Origin of the sequence: Xenococcus sp. PCC 7305, from assembly GCF_000332055.1 — a bacterium.
Lineage (GTDB): Bacteria > Cyanobacteriota > Cyanobacteriia > Cyanobacteriales > Xenococcaceae > Xenococcus.
On the sequence record NZ_ALVZ01000096.1, the window covers coordinates 1 to 17,768 of the forward strand.

Below are 17,768 nucleotides of genomic sequence, written 5' to 3' on the forward strand. Positions count from 1 at the left end.
GGCGTTGCTGAATCCAGAGATGAATTCGTTTCGCGCAAAGGCGCAAAGACGCAAAGAAAGAAGCAAAGAAGATTAGTCCAAAATTCTTTCATGTTTTAAATCAGCAACGCCTGATCTAAAAATGGCTTAAAAATCAAGTTTGTAGCGATATAGTCAACCTTGCTTCTCAACTATTGCAACAACGTCAGTTCGACGAATTTTCCTTTTGATTAAATTTCCCAAGTTGAACAACGAAGTAATAGGCTTTTCCCTAGATCCCCAAATCCCCAAATCCCTAAGTCCCCATTCAGAACTAGTAAATTTTGTACTCATCGAACTCACATTATTGCAACAGATGAAGTTTTTTGCTCCTTTCGATGATGTGCTTGAACTTTAGGCTACGACTTTTAAGATCTATATAAGTCATATTTATTGCTTAAACCGTTCAGAATTAGCTGCTTCAGTCTTGGCCACATCTCCTTTACCAAAAAATGCAGGAACAGGCTTAGGCAGCTCAAGAGCATGTTGAGTTGCAGGTCGCTCATCAATGCGATTAAACCAAGCTTGAAGATTATTCAATCCTTCGACAGCAACTTTTGCCCAGTAGTAAGCTCTTGCCCAAGGATAAGTCGCCATATCTGCGATCGTAAACTCATCGCCGACTAAATAAGCTTGCCCCTCAAGTTGTTTGTCCAATACTTCGAGTAGTCTTCTCGATTCTGATACATATCGCTTAATGGCAAAATCATCACGATGCCCTTGGGGTTCAGCAATTCTTTGAAAATACATCGCCTGTCCCATCATTGGGCCAATGCCACCCATTTGAAACATCAACCATTGAAGTGTTTGGGAACGAGCTTTGGCATTTTTGGGAAGAAACTTGTCATATTTTTCTGCTAGATACCAAAGAATAGCACCGGACTCGAAAACCACAAAATCGTCATTGCTGCGATCTATGATTGTCGGAATCCGTCCGTTAGGGTTTAGCTTCAGATACCATTCTGACTTTTGTTCCTTTTTCGCAAAATCAATATAAGTCATCTCGTAGTCTATTGCGGCTTCTTCAAGAAAAATTAGAGGCTTCCAGCCGTTCATAGTAGATGCTGTGTATAGATGAATGTCAGGTTGATTGGTCATAAGTCTTTTGTCTGGATATTGTGAAGATAGATTGTATTTTTAAAACAGCATATTTAAATGGGTTTCGAATCGCTCAAAATCACGTTCTATATCGGGATTCTTTAACACGTCAAAACAAACAAAGGTCTCTAAAGCTTCCATGCCAAAAAAGCGAAAATTCATATGCATAGGAAAGAACAAATCATCGACGCTTTTGCCAGCAAAAAGAAACTGATCTTGATTATCGAAGGCTTCTTGAGGGGCATTAAAAGTCAGTGAGAACATATATTTTTTGTTTTTGAGCGTTCCCCCAGAACCATATTGTTTAGAAGCATCTTGACGACTTCGCCCGTCTCCGTCGCATAGTTGGCCTTTCATGCCTGCGGTGTATACCTGATCCATATACTTTTTGAAACTCCAAGGCACCCCCATCCAATTGACTGGAGATTGGAGGATGATAGCATCAGCCCATTGATGTTTTGCCAACTCATCTTCGACAGTGTAGGCTTCTGTGATTGCTGTTGTGCGAAGAGAATATCCTTTGTGTTCGAGGATTTCCACAGCTTTTTTGGTTAAAGACTGATTGAGCTTCCCTTCTGAGAAAGGATAAGGTTCGTGAGCATTAATCAAGAAAATGTTTTTCACCGTTTTTCTCGCAACTAAGTAAGAAACAATAAATTCATTGTGTTAATGTTGATCACAAAAGTCAACCAGTTTACTTTTAGTAACCAAGTATCAAATGAGTCGCACAGTTGAGATTGAAACTGATAGCAAAGGCCGCAAGCAGGCAATGGAGCCTTGTCTTACCCCCTGTCCTATTGAACGGGGTATGAGGATCTTGGGCGGTAAATGGAAGGGCTCAATTCTTTGGCATCTCAAAGATCAGCCAGTGCGTTTTAGTGATCTAGCTCGTCAACTCGGCGGAGCCAGTAAAAAGATGGTGACTCAACGTCTTAGAGAAATGGAGGCAACAGGCTTGGTCAAACGGAATGTTATCAGTACGAAGCCTTTTGCTGTAACCTATGAGATTACGGATTTTGGGAAAACAGCACTCTTGTTCCTAGAAGAGCTGAAGAAATGGTCAGAGGAACATGATATTTAATCTGCGATCGCGAACTGATAAATCCCCAAAAAAACCTCGCGATCGCAAGACCACATCATATAGTAAATACAGAGTTGTCTTGAAAACCGCGAGTTATTTGGTTGAAAGTCTACAATATAAGCCCTATTGTTCGTTTCGAGGATCACTTTTTCCAACTTAGAAACTAAGGATGGAACAGCAAATCAGGATAGAAACGATTAACCTCAATTAAAAGGCCTGCTGTAAAAGTCAGCAAAGCCATGAGTAATACTGGAGCTGAAGACAAAAATTTGGTCATAGATATTCTCCATTAAAACTAGACTATTCCTAACGGGGGGAGATGGGAACTTCCGAATCCTTAGCAATTAAGTTTCCACTAGCAAAAGCACCAAAAGCTAACAAAGGCCAAGTAGCCGCCGCTAACATTTTACTGATTGCCAAAGGAACATTAATCATGATTTCACTCATTTCAGGATTCTTCTCATCACGGATAGCGATTAGGTAGGAACGTCCAGCCCAACCAATCCATCCAGCAATATAAAGGAAAAGAATACTGGGAATTGCGAAATCTCCCATATGGGATAAGCGACCATCTACAATCAAGTGAGGATAGCCTTCGGGACCACAAAGAGCTTGTGAGTAACGTGCAGCACGTATTGCACCAGAATTGGGGTCACCAGTTGTGTTCAAATAGGATTGGGACTTTTGCTGGAACGCAGGAGTATCTGCGCATTTAGTAAGTCCAGCCACCCCAGCGGATGCAGGGGGAGCAAAGTTAAACCAGAGGGTAATTACTAAAATTAAAGCAAACAATCTTCTCATGAATTTGTTTCCTTTTGTTACAGGAGATAATAGTGTTTCAACAAGAGCGTCAAGATATTTCTTGTACGCAGAAGAAACCTTACTCTCATTTATTTAATTAGAGCAAAGCTTCAAGATAAAGAAAATTATTCTTCTAGATAAACTTATCAAAGGATGGCAACAATTTTATCAATCGAAACAAGTTGTGACGAAACAGCAACCGCTATTGTAAATAATCGTAAAGTTTTGAGTAGTATTGTATCGTCTCAAATTGATTTACATAAAGAATATGGGGGTGTTGTTCCAGAGTTAGCATCTCGAAAACATTTGGAAACAATTAATATTTGTTTAGATCGCGCTTTAATAGAATCAGGACTATCTTGGAGTGATATTGACGCGATCGCAGCAACTTCTGCCCCAGGATTAGTCGGAGCATTATTAGTAGGAGTTACCACCGCTAAGACTTTATCTTTGATTTACAACAAGCCATTTTTGGGAGTTCACCATTTAGAAGGACATATTTATGCTGCCTATCTCGATCAGCCGGACTTGAAACCACCTTTTTTATGTTTGTTAGTTTCTGGAGGACATACCAGCATGATCTATGTGAAAGATTGTGGTAACTATGAAGTGTTGGGCAAAACTAGGGATGATGCAGCAGGAGAAGCCTTTGATAAGGTCGCTAGATTACTAAAACTGGGTTATCCAGGAGGTCCAATAATTGATAAGTTAGCCCAAACAGGCAATCCGCAAGCTTTTAAGTTACCAGAAGGCAGAATATCCTTACCAGAAGGGGGATATCATCCCTATGACAGTAGTTTTAGTGGCTTAAAAACCGCAGTTTTAAGACTAGTGCAGAAGCTGGAAACTGAAGGAGAGATTCCCGTTGCAGATATCGCTGCCAGTTTTCAATCAACTGTGGCCAAAGCATTAACAAAAAGAGCGATTAAATCTGCTTTAGACTATGGTCTAAAAACTATTACTGTTGGTGGTGGGGTGGCCGCAAATAGTGGATTGCGACAGCATTTATTGGCTGTGGCGGCTGAACATGAGATCCAGGTTTATTTCCCACCTCTGAAATTATGTACTGATAATGCGGCGATGATTGGTTGTGCTGCGGCGGAACATTTTGATCGCGGGCATCGTTCCGATTTGGATTTAGAAGCATCTTCTCGGATGAACATTGCCGATGTCATGCAACTATATCCAAAAATAACCATGACCTAATTGCCCATTACCCCAAATTACTTTTTAGGAGAAAAGAATAGAATCGGGAACCAACTACTACGAATGAGGTTGTTAGCAAAACTAGGAGCTGTCCATTGGAGGAGAGTGTTGCGATAATCAGTAGCGATCGCGATCGCGCTAATGTCGAATTCCAACGCAGCATCCATAATTTCGTGCAATGGGTTTCCTGTTCTAACTTCTGTATTAACTTCGATACCCAAATCTTCTAATTCTTTTTTGACCGACTCTAGCTTGTCAGCAGCTTCAGTAACTCGAACATCTTTAAACATGGCCTGTCTACCACTATCATCGACAACGGTGATTAACATGCATTTTTTCAAAGAACTATCGGGACAACTAGCAACTCTCTGCTTAATTTGCTCAATCAGATAGCGACCCGATTCACTGTCATTGTAAGGAACCAAGAGATATTGCCACAAATGCCGACAACGCAAACTCAACTCTTCACGGGTATAGGTAGTAATTAGCTGCGGGCGAATTACAGTCAAAGGCTTGTTTGTGAGTTTCGACAGTCCAACACTAGTATTACCAAAAAACCTTTCTTGTAGGGAATTCTGAATCGAGCTACCTGTCAAAATCACATCGACAGATTTATTTTTAATTATTTTGGGAATCGTATCTAAAGGTTTCCCTGAAGCTACTTCAATATTTACTTCTACTCCTTCAGGAACATAAGATAAAGCTTTTTGGAAACGCTGTTCTGCTGCTTGGATATTCTCCTCGTCAATTCGGGGAACTTCTCCTTCTTCCCATAGGGGAACACTATTGAAAAATGTAATAGTTTCTAGCCCGGCAGCGGCCAAATCAGGCACAAAATTTACGAGGCGATGTAAACCATCGGAGAAATCAGTACAAATGAGGCAACTTTTGAACATACAAGTAGAAATCTCCTGTTTTTCTTCTCTGTATATAGATCTTACTAAATCCTCAACACTTTGACTATTAATTTAAGTTATGAGAACTTTCTGCGAAAATGCACAACTTAGCAAAATTAAGGAAATGGGGAGTCAAAGGTTTTAGGTGTTGGGTGTTAGGTTTTAGGTCTGAAAAAACAATAAAATTAGACAAAAAGGAAGTGATAGGAGATCATACATGGTTGCTGTCAATCGAATTAAGCAAAAGTTAACCCTGGAAGAATTTTGCCAACTTCCTGAAACGAAACCTGCTAGTGAATATGCTAATGGAGCAATCGAACAAAAACCGATGCCTCAAGGAGAGCATAGTATTTTACAAATTCGTCTCGGAACAGCCATCAATGAAATTGCCTTACCAGCAAAACTTGCCCATGCTTTTACTGAATTAAGGTCTACTTTTGGGGGACGCTCTATTGTCCCGGATATTACAGTTTTTAGTTGGGAGCGTATTCCTCAAACCGAAACAGGCAGAATTGCCAATAAATTTGAACTTTATCCTGATTGGGTCATCGAAATCCCCTCACCAGAGCAATCGGCGAATAAAGTGATCAAAAAAATTCTGTTTTGTTTACAACAGGGAACAGAATTAGGATGGTTAATTGATACTAAAGATGAATCGGTCATGATATTTCAACCAAATCAATTGCCAGAAATTAAATCAGGCGAGGAAATTTTGCCCGTTTTAGAGAGTCTGCAAGATTGGCAATTATCCGTTGCGGAAATCTTTAATTGGTTGCGGGTTAATTAATTCTCATTCGTGAGATGACCAAGCTGCGATCGCAACTGGGACAATTGGTTCTATCAGTTCGACAATTGCTTGAGCATAGGCTCCAATTTCACTTTGAGCTCCAGCGCCACGACGCAAGGCGATGAAATGCAACAGAGCTTGCAGTGAAACAGTCCAAACCCAAGAGGTATAAACAGAAGGAACTAAAACTCCTCTAGCTTGTTCTCGTCCGACACCCAATTCTAATAGTTGAGCATAGGCTTGATAACTGGCTTGGCATTGTTGTTCATAAATCGCGATCGCCTCTACATTAGTACTTTCTTCTAGAGCGCCAGATGTTGCTTGTTTATTGCTTTTTGCCTGTTTTCTAAAAGTTTGGGGAATATAGAATTCATTGCTATCGTCAATAGCTACATAACGAAAACTTTTTTCATTCCAACCCAGCTGTTCGTCGTTATGATTACTGGCTATCACATGTTTCCACCATTGCCTACATACATATAAAGGCGCTTTAATTTTGAACTTAAAGGTAACGCCCCTAAAAGGTGATGTATGTTCATGTTTGATCAAATAATTAATTAGTTTAATATCTTTGTCATTTAGTTTCTGAGAGGTTTTTTCAAACGAGGCCCTAGCATCATTGACAATACTCAGATCATTCCCCATTGAATCTATCAGCTCGATTCTACTTTTTCTGTCTTTTAGAGGATCTTGATAATTCATTCCTACACAGCAATTAATTGACCTTATTAGTTATAAGGGAAAATGCACTGTGAATTCAGGAATTAATTCTTAAACTGTTAGGGTAATTTATCAGGCGGATTTGCGATCGCTGTTGGTTCGCAATCTATTGATTCACTTATTTCAAAATTGGTGAAGATAATTTTTCTTATTCAAAGTTTCGTTATTTACTTCTTGGCAATAATCCAAATAGCATGTACTAATCCAGGTACGTAACCGAGTAGAGTCAAAAGAATATTGATCCAAAAGTCTTTACCGAGACCTACCTGCAAAAATACTCCTAATGGGGGCAGTAAGATAGCAATGATGATGCGGATTAAGTCTTTCATGTTAATATTTCGTTCGTAATGATATTTCTATTTATAGCAGTAGCAGTAACTAATTTTCACTTTAATCTTACCCTTTGACACTTTAGTCAGTAACCAAATCATCCCATTGTTGATCTATCAATTCAGAAACATCTAAATTTTAAAAAGATTTCAGCTTGATCGAAATTTTTATGACGAATAGGGACTGAACATCAATTGAAATATGCAGCTCCTAGAAAATGAGGATTTAAATCTACAACCAAAATTAGCCTTTTAATAACTAGGTAATGTCTGGGGACTTAACAATTGTTGAGGGGAGCCAAAAAGTGAAAGTTGAACCTTCTCCCACTTGACTTTCCACCGTAATATTGCCACCCATCATTTCGCAAAAACTCTTACTAATAGTCAATCCCAATCCCGTCCCCGCATATTTTTTCGTTGTGCCAAGATCAGCCTGGATAAAAGGCTTAAAAATATTTTGAACTTGAACAGGTTTCATGCCAATTCCCGTATCAGAAATCTGAAAAATAATCCAGTCTGATGGCTTATGAGCAACCTGCTGACTTTGATTATTATTAGTAGCTGGAGGTTTGCTATTTAAAATCGACAATTGACGAGCATCAACCAAAGCAGGTAGAAAATTTCTGGCTTGGCGAGTTACCAAAATCGTAATCCGTCCCTCACGGGTAAATTTGGCCGCATTACTGAGAATATTCAAAAGAATTTGCTTAACTCTTTTGCGATCATTCAACATAAAGCCCAAATCATCTTGCTCCTCAATCTTTAAAAGATTGGCATTTTTTTGAATCATGGGCATCACCAAATTCCCGACCTCACTCAGTAAAGTCGAAACATCAAATCTTTCAGGATAGATACTTACCTTATCAGCTTCGATTTTAGAAATATCTAAAATATCTTCAATCAAGGTCAGAAGATGAGTCCCCGATTTTTGAATTTGATCGAGATCGGGCACAAAATCTGCATATCCCGACTCCTTGGCTTCAACCAGCAACAAATCACTTAAACCCAAAATTCCATTGAGAGGCGTCCTCAACTCATGACTCATATTCGCCAAAAACTTAGTTTTCGCCACACTAGCAGCTTCTGCTGCTTCTTTCGCTCGTTTCAACTCTTCTTGGGCTATTTTACTATCAGTATTATCTCGAATAATTGCCAATACCTCGCTTTCCCCACAAAGCACAATCCGAGCCTCAAAATACCGTCTGCGGCGATCGACAAACCATTCATATTCAAAAATTTGAATTTGCCCTGTTTCTAAAGCCTTGGCAATAGACTGCTGAAATCGATGCGCCACAACAGTTGGGAAAATCTCCTTGACGTTTTTTTGTAATAATTCTGCGGTCAGGGAACGGCGCTCTAAAGAAATTTTGGTATCAATCAGAGTTCCTTGACTATCAAAACGCCACATCAAATCGGGAATCGCATTCAGTAAGGCATGATTTTTGATTTTACTTTCCCTTAAATATTCGGCGCGATTTCGTAAGCCATTGACCAATTCGGCCAATTCTCTAGTCATGAGGTTAAAAGAATTTCCCAATTCTGCTAATTCATTAGTACAGGAGATATTTAGCGGTTGGGAAAAATCGCCTTGAGCAAGCTTTTTGGTGGCAATAGTTATTTCTGCGATCGGCTCGGTAACAGAGCGAGCTAAACGATAGGCAATCATGGCCCCGAAAATCGAGACCAGAGACGCCACCATAATTCCGCGATCGCGTATCTTAGCCAGTTGAGAAGCTAAATCCGCAGTTGATAATTCGATGCTAACCGAACCCAATTTTTGCCCATCTGCCATGATGGCTTTTTTTGCCAATAATCGATGGGATTGCCAAGCAAAACTAGCCCGCTGTTCATCAAAAATATCCTGGGAAAAGTAACCGCTGGAAAATTGGACTGCTATGGGAATAAAACTATCGGTTTCGGCAATAATCTGACCTCTATGGTCATAAATTTTGGCAGCCAAAAGAGCATCATAGGCATGTAACTTATGGAGAATTTCTTGTAAAGATAAAATATTATTGGCTTGTAAGCTCTCGATTGACATTAAAGAGATCGTATCAAGCAAAAATTCCGCTTTTTTTTTCGCTTCTTGCTGGAAATAATTTTGTTGATTATGAAGAGATAAAGCCGTTACTCCCAGAACAGCAGCAAAAATAGCACCCGTTACTACAGCAGTTGTTTTAATAGATAAAGTTGCTTTTCTCCAGCTAAGATCAATCATAGAGTTTGCTCTTTTATAGAAGCAGTAAGGAGTGAAAAATATTCACTCCCATGCAATAAGGGATTTAATTATGCCCTAGACAACTTACGGATTACTGCCAACATATACCTCGACATAATCTAGAGTTTGAGAGAACAAACTATTATTAAGTTCATTAGGTTCGTCAACTTCGTCAAAGACATCACTCTGGACACCTAGATAATATTTACCAGATGGAATGTTATAGTCCTCGGGAATCTCCAGTTCAATTGTCTGGCGGTCAGTACTATGTCCAGCACCCAAAGCAATAACCTCAGAAAATTCGTCTCCATACAAGGGGAAAACATCTGTAAACAAAGGATCACTATTAGGATCAAAATCGGGAGAGTTTATGTTCGGATTATATTCAATATCAGAGAATGCAATTTCAGAATTTCTAGTTTTAAATTCTTCTGTTATCAAATAGAAATGTGTTGCGAAGAATGGGATATCATGGGTACCGCCATTAACAACTTCGTATTCAGCGGTAAATGTTTCTCCTGGTATGAGAGGATTATCTTCAGTGAAGTCCTCTTCAAGGCTCAAATGCTCATTATATAAATCAGGCCCTTCAATGGAAACATCGGTATAAATGATATTGTTGAATTCATTGGCTTCGAACACTTCGTCAAATACATCGGTCTGCATCACCACAGCATAATGACCGGCCGAGATATTCTCAGGAATTCGTAAAGTTATATCTTGCTGACCTGTGAAGGCATAAGGTTCTAACTGAATGAAGGCTGAACCCTCATCCCCAAACAGATTCTGAATAGAATCATAATTAACATCTGCAACCGACAAATTCTGAATGCTATCGATGAGATCTCTCCGAACAATGAAGAATTCATTGGCGAAGAAGGGAGCATAATTACCACCAGCGTTTAAAACACTGTATTTAACCTCAATCTCTTCTCCTGGTTCTACAACATTGTTTTCGGAAATGCCATCTGTGATGCTCAAGTCCACACCGATTAAATCAGCTAGAGAGCTATCTCCGCCACCAATATTAGTGGCTATAATTTCAACTGTGTCGCTATCGAGATGTTGGCCTTGGTTTTGATTATTGCGATGGGATAATTCATTAACTTGCTGAACTCCATCAATAATCATTCCTAAATAGTAGGTGCCATCAAATTGTGACCAAATTTCATGACTAGCATCGGGGAGCGCGAATGTTCCATTTAAGATGTCGGTCTTAGTAAATCCGTTGAGACTTTCAATTCGGTGGCTGCCAACAAGAGCATCATTATGAGAGATATAAGGATTACTAGATAAGAAAAACTCGATATCAAAGGGGCCAGCACCTCGGGCTTCTTGGTTCCCTATTTGATAGTCAATGCTAACTAATCCTCCTGGGGTTAATCTAAACCCGCCATCGGCTGGATTGGCAGCAAAATGACTACCAACCAAATCCGTAAAGGTAATACCCGAGATGGCATGAGCATCACTATCTATTTTATAGCCGAGATTGGAGTTATTTACCTGTGTGTATTCTGGATGAGCGTTACCAGGATCGGCGATCGCACCGATAAAATAAGTACCATTGCCTTTATACTTCCAGAATGGACTATCCGCATCGGGGAGCGTCACAGAATGCTGAATAATCCCGCTATTTCCTTGAGCTGCCAGACCATTTGAAAACTCGTAACTTCCGATTTGAACGTCGCTGGTCGAGATATATTCGTTGTTCGAAAGATAAAACCCAGCAGAGAAAGGGCTAGATGCTACTTGAGACAGGTTGGCCGCCGCATATTCTATAACAACAACCCCATTTGGTTGATAGTCTCCTGAAACGATGTTGAAATATGCGTTAGCCAGATCAGCATTAGCATTGCGAAAACCGTCTAGAGCACCACCGGTACCATCATAATCTGACAACTCACCAGTGCTGCGATTATTATTCTCGTTATTTTCATGAACTTCATTCTCGCCATCAATTACAAACCCAACATAGTAGCGACCATCAATGAGGGAAGGCAGATTATTTGGCAATACAAAGTCGGCAGTGCCTTGTCCAGAGGAATTGGCGGCAATATCATTGGTAAACCGCTGAGAACCGATATAGACATCATTGCTGCTATCGACATTCGGGTCTGCAGAAACATAGAAGTGCAGGTTAAAGTCTTGGGAAACATGTCCTAGACCACCATTGCGAATTACATAATCAATAGTAAGATTTTGCCCGGGCTGATAGGTGGCGACATCTTCTTGACGAACATCAAACGCCACACCATGTAGGTCAACCCAAGATTCATCAAAAATCGTATTGATACTATAGTCGATACCCTCTCTTTGATTTGAGTTGTTGGCAAATCTCCGGGATTCGTGGGTTGCCCCCGAATCATTGATGATCATCCCCAAACTATAATATCCAGACCCATCCCAGAACCCATCTAAGGCATTGGGAATATTGAGGGAATAACGAAGAGCTCCAGTACTAGCTCCACTATCTAAACCGCCAACTTCATAGGAACCAATGAAATAATCTTCGGAAGTGATTGGATGTTGACGGTTATCAGTTTCTGAGGAGATATAGAAGTCCACCAGAAAGTTATCGGAATGACCAGCTCCGCCATTGAAAATACTAAAATCGATGTCGGCGATAATATTGCCATCTGCCAGTCGCTCAAAGTTGCTAACAGAAAAATGATCACCTTTTAAATCTGGGATTGCTAGATCTATAATATTGATCGCATCATGGGTGATAAATTGCTGATAAGCAGCGGAAGAACCTAAGTCTTCGGCATCATTAATTAAGGCCCCAATAAAGTAAGTGCCATTCTCATCATCCAACCAAAAATCATCCGATGGGGGAGGAAGAAGCAGATTGATTTGTTGTGCTCCTGACTGGGCATTACTAGCAATACTGGGAATTGCATAGAAGCCAATCTCATGATCGCCAGTAGAAATCCAACTGTTGCGGGATATATAGAACTTAACCCCAATGTCGTCGATAAGATTATCTGTAACGTTTTCAATATTAAATAGGACGTGAACGTTTTCGTCAGCACGGGCAGAATGCTGCGATACCTGGAACGCTTGATTAATTAAATCCATAATGTATATCTATCTATAAATTGAATTGTTACTGTATTCCCTTCCTTCATCTGTTTAATGTTATTTATATTTTGTTTTTTTTGAACCTAGTAAATACGCTAATTTTTATATAAACTTTATATAAAGCAACTTCTTTTTTTCTGGTATAAATACTGAGACATTTTTAATGAAACTGAAGCTTGATTTGACTAATTTTTTATATTTATGTATATATATTTAGTTGAGCGTACTGACTATTGCCCAAAATTATGGTTATTATTGCTTAAGCGAAATTACGGAAAGAATAATTGTCTACGTATTTATTGTCAAAGATAATAATTGTCTTCCTTATTACTTTATATCTCTAAACTCTTACTTAGGTAAATTGAAATGAAGTTGATTACAGGTAAAACCAAATTACTCGGAATTATTGGTTCTCCAGTAGAACATTCCTTGTCTCCAGTGATGCAAAATGCCGCGATCGCAGAGTTGGGAGTCGATTATATTTATGTACCTTTTCCTGTTGAAAAAATCAATTTAAAGCAAGCAATTATGGGCTTTGAAGTCATCGGAGTTCAAGGATTTAATATTACTATTCCCCACAAACAATCAATTATGACCTTGCTCTCAGAAGTTACTAGTACCGCAAAAATGGTGGGGGCTGTTAATACTGTATGGTACAACGGAGCGGGATGGAAAGGAACGAATACAGATGTTGAAGGTTTTGTCGCCCCCCTCAAAGAAATGGCTAGGGATTGGTCACAGACAACGGCAATTGTTTTAGGGAATGGTGGTGCTGCGAGGGCAGTGGTTGTGGGGTTGGCAGAATTGGGTTTCGGTTCAGTTCATATTATAGGACGCGATCGCCAGAAATTGGTGAATTTTTATCAAACTTGGCAAAATATGCCCAAAATTACCAAATTGCTAAAGGTTCATTATCCCGAGACTTTGCCAGAATTATTGCCCACGGCAGATTTGTTGGTGAATACTACTCCCGTGGGAATGTATCCTCATATTGATGCTTCTCCAGTGTCGGCAGAATTAATCGAGCAACTAAAACCCGACGCGATCGCCTATGATTTGATTTACACTCCCAGTCCGACGAAGTTTCTCCGTTTTGCCAGCGATCGAGGATTAAAGGCGATTGATGGCTTAGAAATGCTAGTTCAACAGGGTGCAGCCGCCCTCGAAATTTGGCTACAACAACCCGTCCCGATTAACACTATGCGAAATTCTCTAAAAAAACAGCTGTTTGGCTAATAATAATCTTATGAAAATTGCACCTTTTGGCTCTTGGAAATCCCCCATTACTTCTGATCTTATCGTCTCGAAAAATATTGGTTTGGGAGGCGTCGCTAGCGACAAAAATAATATCTATTGGTTGGAAAGTAGACCAACAGAAAAAGGGAGAAATGTCTTAGTCCGACTTTCGAGCAATGGCAAAGTAGAAGATGTTACCCCTCAACCTTTTAATATTCGCACTAAAGTTCATGAATATGGTGGTGGCGCCTATTTAATCACTGAAGAAACCATTTACTTTAGCAATTATCAGGATGGTCAAATATATCAACAGCAAATAGGCAAATCACCAGAAGCGATTACTTCAGAATCTTCAATGCGTTATGCAGATTTTGTCTTAGATCATACTCGTAAACGTTTAATATCTATAGCTGAAGATCATTCCCTGGCCGATAGTGAAGCAGTCAATAGTATTGTGGCGATCTCGCTGGAAGCGAGTCACGGGGTGAGCGAGATCGCCACAGGAGAAATCACCACTCTAGTTTCCGGCAATGATTTTTATACCTCGCCTCGGATCAGTCCCGATGGAAAACAGCTAGCCTTTATTAGTTGGGATCATCCTGATATGCCCTGGGATAGTAGTTATCTGCGTTTAGGAAATATCGCCGAAGATGGCTCGATTGAAAATATCGAAATTATTGCAGGGGGCCCAGAAGAATCAGTTTGTGAGCCAAAATGGTCACCGGATGGAATATTATTCTTTTCTAGCGATCGCAGTGATTGGTGGAATCTATATCGTCGCAATACCGATGGTATTATCGAATGCCTACATTCTATGTCGGCAGAGTTTGCCTATCCCCATTGGGTCTTTGGTCTATCCACGTATACCTTTATTAATGCCGAACTAATCTTTTGTGCTTACTCCGAGAATGGCAGTTGGCATTTAGGTACTATTAATACTGTATCTAAGCAATTTCACAAAATAGCTACTGAATATACTAATATAGCCTCTGTCAATAGGACATCCAATGGTCAAGCTTTATTTATTGCCGGATCACCCCAGCAACCGACAGCGGTAGTTAAACTTGATCTCGAAACCAAAGCACCAGAAATACTCAAAACTTCCGGGACATTAAATATTGATCCTGGTTATCTAAGCTTGCCAAAAGCGATCGCCTTTCCGACAACCAATAATTTAACCGCCCACACTTGGTATTATCCTCCCCAAAATAAGGACTATGCAGCGCCAGCAGGCGAACTTCCGCCATTATTTGTTAAAAGTCATGGGGGTCCCACCGCAGCAGCCTCAGTTAATCTGAGTTTGCGCATTCAATATTGGACAAGTCGGGGTTTTGGTTATCTTGATGTGAACTATGGTGGCAGTATTGGCTATGGGAGAAAATATCGTCAGCGATTAGAAAACAACTGGGGAGTTGTGGATATTGATGATTGTGTCAATGCGGCTGAATATCTGGCCGCTCAGGAATTAGTTGATGGGGAAAGATTAGTTATTTCTGGTAGTAGTGCTGGTGGTTATACGACCTTAGCGGCCTTGACTTTCCGTGATACTTTTAAGGCTGGGGCTAGTTATTATGGCATTAGTGATTTAGAGATTTTGGCTACTGATACCCATAAGTTTGAATCTCGTTATTTAGATCGTTTAATCGGCAAATATCCTGAAGACCAAGAAGTTTATCAAGCGCGATCTCCTATTCACTATACAGACCAGTTATCTTGTCCTGTAATCTTCTTCCAGGGCTTAGAAGATAAAGTAGTACCACCCAATCAAGCCGAAATGATGGTAGATGCCATTAAGCAAAAAGGAATCCCTGTCGCTTATATTACCTTTGCGGAAGAAGGACATGGTTTTCGTCAAGCAGCCAATATCAAAAAAGCGATCGACAGCGAGTTTTATTTTTATTCTCAGGTTTTTGGGTTTGAACCTGCAGATGATCTTGAGGCTGTTGAGATCATTGCAGATAAGTAAATCGATATAAAAAGCCATAGAAAATAGAAGGAAAATAGGGATAAATTGCTCTAGTGCTGTCTTGTAAAGATTAAGTTAGGGTAAATAGTGCCATTAACACTAGTGGACGTAGGCGTAAATAAGCTATCTATCAACGAGGAGTAAAAAGCTGATGTATCAAGACTTATTACTCATTACTTATTACTTCCGCGCAGGGGCACTAGTACAGCTACGCGGAAGTCAAGAATCAAGAGTCACTTGTCCTCGAATGGGGGAAAGTTTTTGTTGCCGAAAACCTAACTCTAGTCTTAACTAGACTAGAGTTTGCCACATCGCGTAAATTTATATTTACAACAGGAATGAGCGCTAAACATAAAAAAAAGAATTTGGTTGAATTGATCAAAGACAAGTTGGAGATGGCATGGATTTTTATCAGGCGAGAGAAGATAGACCAAATTATTAGTTTCTTCTGTATCGTTGTGTTTATCAGTGCTGTCTTAATTTACCTAGCAGAAAATAATAATCCAGACAAACCTCTAGGATTCCCCGATGCTCTTTGGTGGAGTATTGTCACGTCAACCACCGTAGGCTATGGGGATATAGCGCCACAAACTTTTTTGGGTAGAGTTATCGCAACTTTGCATATGATTGTAGGCATTGGCATCTTAGCGGCTCTTAGTGCAATTCCCGCCAGTATTTTAGTAGATCAAAAAATTATGGAAGGATTGGGAATGAGTTCTTATAAGTTTGAAAAGCATATTATTATATGCGAATGGAATCATCGAGCCAAAACCATTATCAAGGAGTTGCGCCTCGATCCTCACACTGCCAATACCCCAATCGTTTTGATTGCCAATTTAGAAAGAAAACCGATTGAAGATCGCAATCTTTACTTCGTCCAAGGCTCAATCACAGATGAGACTTTAAGCAAAGCAAATCTAGCCCAAGCTGCCACCGTAATTATCTTGGGTGATGATAACCTGCCTGATAATCAGCGTGATACTCAAGTTATTATTACAACCTTAACTGTTGAAAGCATTAATCCTGACGCCTACACCATCGTCGAATTAGTCCATGAATCCTATGTTCTTCCCTGCAAAAGAGCCAATGCTGATGAGATTATTGTCAGTAGCGAATTAAGTGGCATGTTAATATCCCAGGCAGCTCTCAATCATGGGGTTTCCCATGTCGTTGCCGATCTCATTAGTGCAGATGATGAGGGGAATCAACTCTACAAGATAGAACCAATCAAAGAAAGAGTGGGGAGTCCTTTCATCGAAATTTTCGTTTACATGAAGAAAGCTTACCAATGTATTGTCGTGGCTATTCAAAAAGGGCCGGAAGGGGAAGTTATTTCTAATCCCTCAACCGAGTATCGTTTAGAAGAAAATGACTATTTGATTGTGATCGCCGAAGAAAGACCTAATATGATTATTTAACAGGGTTTTAGGGAAAAGCTTATTACTTCGTTGTTCAACATTCCTCTAATGTTTCTGGAAAATCGTATTTTTCTGTGGAGTCGGAGAGGATTTTTGCGATCGCTAAAGGATCAACGATGATATCCAAATGGAAACTGATATCCTTAATCTCTGAAAATTTTCAATAAGTTGTATATTTAGATACTAGTCGTGGCAATTTGTCAATCTTAATTGCTAGAATACAGGAGATTTGTGACTTTTATTTACATAAAAAAGCAAATAGAGACTTCGATTCTTAATCTAGTTTAAAATTATGGGACTAATTAAAGGTGTTCAGCTTCGTCCTCTCGAATCGATCCAAGGAGGGATGGCAGAATTTTATACTCCTCAATCCAGCGACGAAACTATGGTAGTAAGAATACCAGCCCACACTATTGACGACTTATTTGTCCACCGAAATCAAACAGATCAGTTATTGGTTGTCAAAGGTAGTTTTGTTCTAATCATCTTGTATAACCGACAATATCAATATATCCCTCTCAGCGCTAACGTTCCTCAAGTCGTTACTATTCCCCCAAAAATTCTTCATGGTTCCATCAATTTTAGTGATGAAGATTGTTTATTGGTCAATGCCGTACTACGACACGGGCAACCCCAAGCTAAAGATTATCAGCCAGCAAAAAAACCTTTTGACTATGATATTGAGAGGGCTAAATTAAGCCTGAAAAATTTGGAAGCTAGGACTTCTGCGACCAGGAAATGCCTCACTGTATAAGATCGCAGTATGATTTTAACGGGGCTTCGCCCTTGAAGGCAGAGGGCAGAGGGCAGCGGTGAGACCCCGCGCCGCCGTCAGGCGCAAGGGAACGCTCACCAAGAGAGAGGGCAGAAAGATAAAACTACTTCTAACTTATCCCTTTAGGTTGAATTCCTC

The 17,768-nt window shown here is 39.9% G+C and carries 16 protein-coding genes; 7 read left to right on the top strand and 9 right to left on the bottom strand.

Features of this window, described 5'->3' with window-relative positions; translation table 11 throughout:
- Positions 1-408: 408 nt before the first annotated feature.
- Together XEN7305_RS03795 and XEN7305_RS03800 are read right to left on the bottom strand one after the other, a co-directional pair.
- On the bottom strand, positions 409-1,116 hold the full coding sequence (locus tag XEN7305_RS03795; protein ID WP_006508019.1) for a glutathione S-transferase family protein: 708 nt from the start codon (positions 1,114-1,116) through the stop codon (positions 409-411).
- Between the two features lie 39 nt (positions 1,117-1,155).
- A complete protein-coding gene (locus XEN7305_RS03800; RefSeq protein ID WP_006508020.1) occupies positions 1,156-1,740 on the bottom strand; it encodes an NAD(P)H-dependent oxidoreductase in 585 nt (194 codons plus the stop codon).
- Positions 1,741-1,834: 94 nt separating this feature from the next.
- On the opposite strand from XEN7305_RS03800, the gene XEN7305_RS03805 reads away from it, so the two are divergent.
- The gene (locus XEN7305_RS03805) at positions 1,835-2,197 is read left to right on the top strand and encodes a helix-turn-helix domain-containing protein (protein ID WP_006508021.1); all 363 of its coding nucleotides are present in this window, start codon (positions 1,835-1,837) and stop codon (positions 2,195-2,197) included.
- 163 nt (positions 2,198-2,360) lie between these two features.
- Here XEN7305_RS03805 and psaJ read toward each other — a convergent pair whose 3' ends face one another.
- Both psaJ and XEN7305_RS03815 read right to left on the bottom strand, forming a co-directional pair.
- Positions 2,361-2,474 (bottom strand): photosystem I reaction center subunit IX, encoded by a 114-nt coding sequence (psaJ, locus tag XEN7305_RS03810; protein ID WP_040896675.1) that lies wholly within the window; start codon positions 2,472-2,474, stop codon positions 2,361-2,363.
- 29 nt (positions 2,475-2,503) lie between these two features.
- The gene (locus XEN7305_RS03815; protein ID WP_006508022.1) at positions 2,504-2,998 is read right to left on the bottom strand and encodes a photosystem I reaction centre subunit III; all 495 of its coding nucleotides are present in this window, start codon (positions 2,996-2,998) and stop codon (positions 2,504-2,506) included.
- Between the two features lie 153 nt (positions 2,999-3,151).
- Here XEN7305_RS03815 and tsaD point away from each other — a divergent pair, with 153 nt between their 5' ends.
- A complete protein-coding gene (gene tsaD, locus XEN7305_RS03820) occupies positions 3,152-4,204 on the top strand; it encodes a tRNA (adenosine(37)-N6)-threonylcarbamoyltransferase complex transferase subunit TsaD (RefSeq protein ID WP_006508023.1) in 1,053 nt (350 codons plus the stop codon).
- 17 nt (positions 4,205-4,221) lie between these two features.
- On the opposite strand, the gene XEN7305_RS03825 is transcribed toward tsaD, so the two are convergent.
- Positions 4,222-5,100 carry a universal stress protein gene (locus tag XEN7305_RS03825; protein ID WP_006508024.1) on the bottom strand — a complete coding sequence of 293 codons (879 nt, stop codon included), beginning with the start codon at positions 5,098-5,100 and terminating at the stop codon, positions 4,222-4,224.
- A 217-nt stretch (positions 5,101-5,317) separates the two neighbouring features.
- On the opposite strand from XEN7305_RS03825, the gene XEN7305_RS03830 reads away from it, so the two are divergent.
- Entirely contained in the window at positions 5,318-5,887 is a 570-nt protein-coding gene (locus XEN7305_RS03830) for a Uma2 family endonuclease (protein ID WP_006508025.1), read from the top strand.
- 3 nt (positions 5,888-5,890) lie between these two features.
- Here the strand turns inward: XEN7305_RS03830 and thyX are convergent, their stop codons facing one another.
- The 4 genes from thyX to XEN7305_RS03850 form a co-directional block, all read right to left on the bottom strand.
- Positions 5,891-6,589 (bottom strand): FAD-dependent thymidylate synthase, encoded by a 699-nt coding sequence (gene thyX / locus XEN7305_RS03835; RefSeq protein WP_006508026.1) that lies wholly within the window; start codon positions 6,587-6,589, stop codon positions 5,891-5,893.
- Between the two features lie 185 nt (positions 6,590-6,774).
- Positions 6,775-6,936, bottom strand: a complete 162-nt coding sequence (locus tag XEN7305_RS27375; RefSeq protein ID WP_006508027.1) for a YqaE/Pmp3 family membrane protein — start codon at positions 6,934-6,936, stop codon at positions 6,775-6,777.
- A gap of 259 nt (positions 6,937-7,195) precedes the next feature.
- Positions 7,196-9,154, bottom strand: a complete 1,959-nt coding sequence (locus tag XEN7305_RS26360; RefSeq protein ID WP_006508028.1) for an ATP-binding protein — start codon at positions 9,152-9,154, stop codon at positions 7,196-7,198.
- A gap of 84 nt (positions 9,155-9,238) precedes the next feature.
- On the bottom strand, positions 9,239-12,232 hold the full coding sequence (locus XEN7305_RS03850) for a CARDB domain-containing protein (protein ID WP_006508029.1): 2,994 nt from the start codon (positions 12,230-12,232) through the stop codon (positions 9,239-9,241).
- A 369-nt stretch (positions 12,233-12,601) separates the two neighbouring features.
- Here XEN7305_RS03850 and XEN7305_RS03855 point away from each other — a divergent pair, with 369 nt between their 5' ends.
- From XEN7305_RS03855 to XEN7305_RS03870, 4 genes are all read left to right on the top strand, one after another.
- A complete protein-coding gene (locus XEN7305_RS03855) occupies positions 12,602-13,471 on the top strand; it encodes a shikimate dehydrogenase (protein WP_006508030.1) in 870 nt (289 codons plus the stop codon).
- 10 nt (positions 13,472-13,481) lie between these two features.
- The gene (locus XEN7305_RS03860; RefSeq protein WP_006508031.1) at positions 13,482-15,437 is read left to right on the top strand and encodes a S9 family peptidase; all 1,956 of its coding nucleotides are present in this window, start codon (positions 13,482-13,484) and stop codon (positions 15,435-15,437) included.
- 338 nt (positions 15,438-15,775) lie between these two features.
- The gene (locus XEN7305_RS03865; RefSeq protein ID WP_006508033.1) at positions 15,776-16,855 is read left to right on the top strand and encodes a TrkA family potassium uptake protein; all 1,080 of its coding nucleotides are present in this window, start codon (positions 15,776-15,778) and stop codon (positions 16,853-16,855) included.
- A gap of 292 nt (positions 16,856-17,147) precedes the next feature.
- Entirely contained in the window at positions 17,148-17,609 is a 462-nt protein-coding gene (locus XEN7305_RS03870) for a cupin domain-containing protein (protein WP_006508034.1), read from the top strand.
- The last annotated feature ends 159 nt before the right edge of the window (positions 17,610-17,768 follow it).

Excerpts from the sequence above, each read along its gene's own strand:
- XEN7305_RS03795 (WP_006508019.1), bottom strand. The coding sequence starts at position 1,116 with ATGACCAATCAACCTGACATTCATCTATACACAGCATCTACTATGAAC.
- XEN7305_RS03805 (WP_006508021.1), top strand. The coding sequence starts at position 1,835 with ATGAGTCGCACAGTTGAGATTGAAACTGATAGCAAAGGCCGCAAGCAG.
- psaJ (WP_040896675.1), bottom strand. The coding sequence starts at position 2,474 with ATGACCAAATTTTTGTCTTCAGCTCCAGTATTACTCATGGCTTTGCTG.
- XEN7305_RS03815 (WP_006508022.1), bottom strand. The coding sequence starts at position 2,998 with ATGAGAAGATTGTTTGCTTTAATTTTAGTAATTACCCTCTGGTTTAAC.
- tsaD (WP_006508023.1), top strand. The coding sequence starts at position 3,152 with ATGGCAACAATTTTATCAATCGAAACAAGTTGTGACGAAACAGCAACC.
- XEN7305_RS03825 (WP_006508024.1), bottom strand. The coding sequence starts at position 5,100 with ATGTTCAAAAGTTGCCTCATTTGTACTGATTTCTCCGATGGTTTACAT.
- XEN7305_RS03830 (WP_006508025.1), top strand. The coding sequence starts at position 5,318 with ATGGTTGCTGTCAATCGAATTAAGCAAAAGTTAACCCTGGAAGAATTT.
- thyX (WP_006508026.1), bottom strand. The coding sequence starts at position 6,589 with ATGAATTATCAAGATCCTCTAAAAGACAGAAAAAGTAGAATCGAGCTG.
- XEN7305_RS27375 (WP_006508027.1), bottom strand. The coding sequence starts at position 6,936 with ATGAAAGACTTAATCCGCATCATCATTGCTATCTTACTGCCCCCATTA.
- XEN7305_RS26360 (WP_006508028.1), bottom strand. The coding sequence starts at position 9,154 with ATGATTGATCTTAGCTGGAGAAAAGCAACTTTATCTATTAAAACAACT.
- XEN7305_RS03850 (WP_006508029.1), bottom strand. The coding sequence starts at position 12,232 with ATGGATTTAATTAATCAAGCGTTCCAGGTATCGCAGCATTCTGCCCGT.
- XEN7305_RS03855 (WP_006508030.1), top strand. The coding sequence starts at position 12,602 with ATGAAGTTGATTACAGGTAAAACCAAATTACTCGGAATTATTGGTTCT.
- XEN7305_RS03860 (WP_006508031.1), top strand. The coding sequence starts at position 13,482 with ATGAAAATTGCACCTTTTGGCTCTTGGAAATCCCCCATTACTTCTGAT.
- XEN7305_RS03865 (WP_006508033.1), top strand. The coding sequence starts at position 15,776 with ATGAGCGCTAAACATAAAAAAAAGAATTTGGTTGAATTGATCAAAGAC.
- XEN7305_RS03870 (WP_006508034.1), top strand. The coding sequence starts at position 17,148 with ATGGGACTAATTAAAGGTGTTCAGCTTCGTCCTCTCGAATCGATCCAA.